Annotated in this window: 5 protein-coding genes; 3 read left to right on the top strand and 2 right to left on the bottom strand. The window is 72.5% G+C overall.

Annotated features, from left to right (window positions below; genetic code table 11):
* Positions 1-109: 109 nt before the first annotated feature.
* Both ACXJKG_RS19360 and ACXJKG_RS19355 read right to left on the bottom strand, forming a co-directional pair.
* On the bottom strand, positions 110-688 hold the full coding sequence (locus ACXJKG_RS19360; protein WP_456847357.1) for a TetR/AcrR family transcriptional regulator: 579 nt from the start codon (positions 686-688) through the stop codon (positions 110-112).
* A gap of 14 nt (positions 689-702) precedes the next feature.
* Positions 703-1,455: an SDR family oxidoreductase gene (locus ACXJKG_RS19355; RefSeq protein WP_456847356.1), complete on the bottom strand. Its 753-nt coding sequence runs from the start codon at positions 1,453-1,455 to the stop codon at positions 703-705.
* 94 nt (positions 1,456-1,549) lie between these two features.
* Between ACXJKG_RS19355 and ACXJKG_RS19350 the strand changes: the two genes are divergently transcribed.
* The 3 genes from ACXJKG_RS19350 to pcrA all read left to right on the top strand — a co-directional run bounded on the left by ACXJKG_RS19350 (position 1,550) and on the right by pcrA (position 4,909).
* Positions 1,550-1,897 (top strand): hypothetical protein, encoded by a 348-nt coding sequence (locus tag ACXJKG_RS19350; RefSeq protein WP_456847355.1) that lies wholly within the window; start codon positions 1,550-1,552, stop codon positions 1,895-1,897.
* A 16-nt stretch (positions 1,898-1,913) separates the two neighbouring features.
* Positions 1,914-2,396: a DUF456 domain-containing protein gene (locus ACXJKG_RS19345; protein ID WP_456847354.1), complete on the top strand. Its 483-nt coding sequence runs from the start codon at positions 1,914-1,916 to the stop codon at positions 2,394-2,396.
* A gap of 71 nt (positions 2,397-2,467) precedes the next feature.
* A complete protein-coding gene (gene pcrA / locus ACXJKG_RS19340) occupies positions 2,468-4,909 on the top strand; it encodes a DNA helicase PcrA (protein ID WP_456847353.1) in 2,442 nt (813 codons plus the stop codon).
* The last annotated feature ends 19 nt before the right edge of the window (positions 4,910-4,928 follow it).

Below are 4,928 nucleotides of genomic sequence, written 5' to 3'. Positions count from 1 at the left end.
GCGGCGTGCAGGGCCCGCGCGAACGCGGCCCCGAGCCCGCCCGCGGCACCGGTGACGATCGAGACGCGACCGTCGAGCCTGCTGTCCATGCGACTCCCTCCCGGGGGGCTCAGGTGGCCGTGATGCCGTCGAGGAACAGGTCCGTCAGCTGCTCGGCGAGGACCGTCTTGTCCTCGGCGCCGTCGGGGGAGTACCAGGTCGACAGGTAGTGCACGTCGGCGAAGAAGTGCGCGACGAGCACCGCGCGCGGGATGTCCGTGCGGTACAGGCCCTCGTGCTGCCCGCGCTCGAGAAGACCGGCGAACACGTCGTGGTACTGGCGGCGGCGGCGCGTGACCTCCTTCTGGCGGGGCTCGGAGAGCATGTGCACGCTGCGGAAGAACACGGTGCCCTCGGGCAGGAAGTCGATCGAGGTCTCGACGACGTCGACGCACACGTCGTGCAGCGTCTGAGCCGTCGGGGCGCCGCGGGCGATGATCTCGTCGAGGTGGTCGGTCTGCAGCGAGAGCATCCGCTCGTACACCGAGAAGAGCAGCTCGTCCTTCGAGTCGAAGTAGTGGTACATCGCGCCCTTGGTGACCCCGGCGGCCTCGACGATCTGCTGCACCGAGGTGTTCGCGTACCCCTGGGCGGCGAACAGCTCGACCGCGGCGCGCGTGATGTCGTCGACGACGCTGGACGTGGCCATGGGTGCTCCTTCGGTCAGCCGACCGCGACGGCGCTCGCGCCGCCGTCGATGGTGAGGGTGTGGCCCGTGATCCAGGCGGCGTCGTCGGAGAGCAGGAACGCGACCGGTCCGGCGACGTCCTCCGGCTCCCCGATCCGGCCCAGCGGGTAGGCCGCCGCGAGGGCCGCCTCGCGCTCGCCCGCGTACAGCGCCTGCGCCAGCCGCGTGCGGACCACGGCGGGGGCGACCGCGTTGACACGGATGGCCGGCGCGAGCTCGACGGCCAGCTGCTGCGTGAGGTTGATGAGCGCGGCCTTGGAGACCCCGTAGACCGCCACGCCTGGACTGGCCGACAAGCCGGCGACCGAGGCGGTGTTGACGATCGAGCGGCTCAGGCCGGCCGCGACGGCCGCCCGGGTCCAGTCGAGGGCGGCGACCACGTTGACCTCGAGGATCTTGCGGACCACGGAGCTCTCGATCTCGAGCGCCGGACCGAACGCCGGGTTGATGCCCGCGTTGTTGACCAGGTGGTCCAGGCGCCCGAACCGGCTCTGGACCAGGGCGAGCACCTCGGCCCGGTGGAGCTCGTCGTCAGCCTTGCCCGCGACGCCCACCGCGCGGCCCGGCTCGATCGCGTCCAGCCGTGCGACGGCGTCCTGCAGCGACTCCGGCTTGCGCCCCGTGAGCACGACGGTGGCGCCCTCGGCGACCAGCCGTGCTGCGACCGCCAGGCCGATCCCGCGGCTGGCACCGGTGATCAGGGCGACCCTGCCCTCGAACCTGCGCACGTCCACCCCCGATACCGACTGTTCGGTATGTCGCCAGACAGTACCGCAAGCCCTCCGCGGATTTATCTGACTGGGCGTCATCTAGGGTGGCCGCATGGACCTCGTCTACAACCTCCTCGTCGTGCTCCACCTGATCGGCTGGGCCATCGTGCTCGGCGGCACCCTGGTCAACCTGCGGACCCCGAAGATCGCGACCGGCGTCCTGCACGGGATCCTCACCGCGCTCGTGACGGGCATCCTGCTGGCCGGCATCGCGTCGGCCGGGCTCGCCGGGCACGACCCGGACCCCGCGAAGCTCGCCGTCAAGCTCGTCGTCGCCCTCGTCGTCACGGCCCTGGTGATCGTGGGGGTGCGCAAGCCCGCGCGCGTGACCACCGGGTACCTCGGGGCGATCGCCGGGCTCGTCGTGGTCAACGTCGCCGTCGCGGTGCTCTGGCACTGAGGCTACTGTCCAGCGCGTGGACCACATCGGCGACCTCCTGACCGGTCTCGTCGTGCTCGTCGGGCTGGTCGGGGTCGTCGTCCAGGTGCTGCCGGGCGGGCTGCTGGTCGCCGGTGCCGTGATCGTGTGGGGCGTCCTGACCGGCGGGGTCGCCGGGTGGACGGTCGTCGCGATCGCCGTGGTAGTCACCGCCATCGCGTTCGTCGCCAAGTACCTGCTGGCGGGCCGTCACCTCAAGCGGGCCGGGGTGCCGTCCTCGACGCTGGTCTGGGGCGGGGTCGCGGGCGTGGTCGGGTTCTTCGTGATCCCCGTCGTCGGACTGTTCGTGGGCTTCGTGCTCGGCATCTTCCTGGTCGAGTGGCTGCGCTCGCGGGCCGCCCAGCCGGCGTGGCGGGCCACGGTCGCCGCCCTGCAGGCCACCGGGCTGACCATCCTGGTCGAGCTCGCCGCGGCCCTCGTCAGCACGGGCGCCTGGCTGACCGCGCTGGCCGCCACCTGAGCCCCGCGCGTCCACAGCGGGGCCAGTCGCGCGCCCGTGATGTCGGCGGCGGCGCCTATCCTGGGGGAGCCATGACGTCGCTCTTCGAGAACCTCTCCCTGCCCCTGCCCGGCGTCCCCGCGGACGCCGCCTCGACCGAGAACCGCGCCCGCCGGCAGGCGCAGGCCGACGCCCTGGTCGTCGGCCTGAACCCCCAGCAGCGCGAGGCCGTGCTGCACCAGGGCGGCCCCCTGCTCATCGTCGCCGGCGCCGGCTCGGGCAAGACGCGGGTGCTCACGCACCGCATCGCGTACCTGCTGGCCACGGGTCGGGCGCGTGCGGGCGAGGTCATCGCCATCACGTTCACCAACAAGGCCGCCGCCGAGATGCGCGAGCGCGTCGAGCACCTGGTGGGCCCCGCGGCCGGGCGCATGTGGGTGTCCACGTTCCACTCGGCGTGCGTGCGGATCCTGCGGCGGGAGGCGGCGACCCTGGGCCTGCGGTCCAGCTTCTCCATCTACGACTCCGCGGACTCGCAGCGGCTGCTCACGCTGGTCGCGCGCGAGCTGGACCTGGACCCCAAGCGCTATCCGGCCAAGGCGCTCGCGTCGAAGATCTCGTCGCTCAAGGACGAGCTGGTGGACCCGGAGACGTTCGCGGCGACCTCCGGCGGTGGCGCCGCCAACGACTTCGACTCGGTGCTGGCGCAGGTGTACACGCGGTACCAGGCCCGGCTCAAGCAGGCGCACGCCCTCGACTTCGACGACCTGATCATGACGACCGTGCACCTGCTGCAGGGGTTCCCCGCCGTGGCCGAGCACTACCGGCGCCGGTTCCGTCACGTGCTGGTCGACGAGTACCAGGACACCAACCACGCGCAGTACGTGCTGGTCCGGGAGCTGGTCGGGTCCTCGCGGGGGATCGTCGACGACTCGACGGACATGGAGCTGCCCCGCGGCGAGCTCACGGTGGTGGGCGACGCCGACCAGTCGATCTACGCCTTCCGCGGCGCCTCGATCCGCAACATCCTCGAGTTCGAGGTCGACTACCCGGACGCGCGGACCATCAAGCTCGAGCAGAACTACCGGTCGACGCAGAACATCCTCTCGGCCGCGAACGCGGTGATCAGCCGCAACCCGGGGCGGGAGGGCAAGCGCCTCTGGACCGACTCGGGCGCCGGCGYGCAGATCGTGGCCTACGTGGCGGACACCGAGCACGAGGAGGCGCGGTTCGTCGCCGGGGAGATCGACCGCCTCGGTGACTCCGACGGCGTGCGGCCCGGCGACGTCGCCATCTTCTACCGCGCGAACGCGCAGTCCCGGGCGCTGGAGGAGGTGCTCATCCGCGTCGGGCTGCCCTACAAGGTGGTCGGCGGCACGCGGTTCTACGAGCGCCGCGAGGTCAAGGACGCGGTCGCGTACCTGCGGGCCATCGACAACCCCGACGACGACGTCAGCGTGCGCCGCATCCTCAACGTCCCCAAGCGCGGCCTGGGCGACCGGTCCGAGTCCATGGTCGCGGCGTTCGCCGAGCGCGAGCGCATCTCGTTCGGTGCAGCCCTCGACCGGCTCGACGAGGTGCCGGGCCTCGGCACCCGCGCGATCACCGGGCTCTCCGCGTTCGCCCGGATGATGGCCGACCTGCGGGCGCTGTCCGACGGTGCGGCCGGCCCGGCCGAGGTGCTCGGCGCCGTGCTCGACCGGTCGGGCTACCTCGCCGAGCTGCGCGCGAGCGACGACCCGCAGGACGCCTCCCGGGTGGAGAACCTGGCCGAGCTGCACGCGGTGGCCTCCGAGTTCGAGCAGACCGACCCGGAGGGCGACCTCGCCGACTTCCTCGAGCGCGTGTCCCTGGTGGCGGACTCCGACCAGATCCCCGACGACGACGGCGGCGACGAGGACGGCGAGGCGAGGCCCGACCCCGGCGTGGTCACGCTGATGACGCTGCACACCGCCAAGGGCCTCGAGTTCCCGGTCGTGTTCCTCACCGGTATGGAGGACGGCACGTTCCCGCACCTGCGCTCGCTGTCCGACGCCGACCAGCTGGCCGAGGAGCGGCGGCTGGCGTACGTCGGCCTGACCCGGGCCCGCGAGCGGCTGTACATCTCGCGCGCGGCGGTCCGGACGGCGTGGGGGGTGCCCAACGAGTTCCCGGCAAGCCGGTTCCTCGACGACCTGCCCGACGAGCTCATCGACTGGCGGCGGCGCGAGTCGTCGACGCAGCAGCTGCGCAGCTCCTACGGCTCGGGCTACGGCTCGTCCGGAAGCAGCGGCGGTGGCTACCGCTCGGCGCCGCGGGTCGAGACCCGCAAGGCGCTGCCGTCGACGGGCGCGACGTTCGGGTCGGCCACGCCGCGGCCGGACTCCGCGATCCCGCAGCTGACGGTCGGCGACCGGGTCACGCACGACTCGTACGGGCTCGGCACGGTGGTCGCGCTCGAGGGCGCCGGCCCGAACGCTGTGGCCAAGGTCGACTTCGGCACCGACGGCACCAAGCGGCTGCTGCTGCGGTTCTCGCCGGTCACCAAGCTCTGAGGCGCGTCCCCCCGGGGTG

The organism is Cellulomonas sp. P5_C6, assembly GCF_054049635.1.
Note: the sequence above shows the minus strand (reverse complement) of the source record. Positions and strands in the feature narration are given on the sequence as shown.

Bases quoted from the DNA above. Each gene is read 5' to 3' on its own strand.
- ACXJKG_RS19360 (WP_456847357.1), bottom strand. From the start codon at position 688: ATGGCCACGTCCAGCGTCGTCGACGACATCACGCGCGCCGCGGTCGAG.
- ACXJKG_RS19350 (WP_456847355.1), top strand. From the start codon at position 1,550: ATGGACCTCGTCTACAACCTCCTCGTCGTGCTCCACCTGATCGGCTGG.